Annotated in this window: 1 protein-coding gene; it reads right to left on the bottom strand. The window is 56.3% G+C overall.

Annotation, left to right across the window (positions count from 1 at the left end):
- Positions 1-143: 143 nt before the first annotated feature.
- Entirely contained in the window at positions 144-575 is a 432-nt protein-coding gene (locus tag AC3WJD_RS22080) for a hypothetical protein (RefSeq protein WP_492749013.1), read from the bottom strand.
- Positions 576-705 lie beyond the last annotated feature (130 nt).

Below are 705 nucleotides of genomic sequence, written 5' to 3'. Positions count from 1 at the left end.
GTGTTTTGATCGCCTGACGGCGACACCCACCCCTTACCCCTCCCTTGAAAGGGAGGGGCAGATATTGGGTCGTGTCCTGACAGTCCGGTTTTTTCGTGGGTATGCGAGGTTCTCAGCGTCCGAAAAGTCGGGGGAAGCGGACGCTATGCCACGCCGTTGCAAATGGCGCTCTTCACCTTATCCGTCTTGGGATCAAAAGAGACTGCGATGACTGAGCAACCCCCATCCAAGATGAGCGGCAGGCCGTCTGTGTCCCCCACCCATTGACGCCGACCCGCCGGAAGGGGGGTGCTTTCACTCTCGGCACACGGAACCTCACGTGTCGTGAAATTCTCAAGCACCTCCTCGCAGGTCTCATCGGAATTTGAAGATTGATGACCGGCTACATAAACCCCGACAACGTTGCCCTTGTCGTCAAGCGCGTAGTGACGAGCGTATTCGGATAGCCGCCCCGCACCCTGCGGAAGCGTCACTTGCGATTCAACGCGGTCCATAAGCTGGTAGTGTTGGCGCTCTTCAGGCGTTGTGCAACCCAACAGCAGATATGTCGGCACAAAGGCCAAAAGTGTTCTCATTTCACCGGTATCTCATTGCTTTCCGATGTCCGCAATGCCGGCGTGTCCGGACCGTTGTCTAATTGATTTGAGCATCAGGCTTCCTTTTTCCCGTTGGCCAACGGTTGTCTGCGAGGTCATCGGACGACTT

The organism is Sphingobium sp. FW306-1B-F04DB (genome assembly GCF_058781925.1).
Note: the sequence above shows the minus strand (reverse complement) of the source record. Positions and strands in the feature narration are given on the sequence as shown.

Bases quoted from the DNA above. Each gene is read 5' to 3' on its own strand.
- AC3WJD_RS22080 (WP_492749013.1), bottom strand. From the start codon at position 575: ATGAGAACACTTTTGGCCTTTGTGCCGACATATCTGCTGTTGGGTTGC.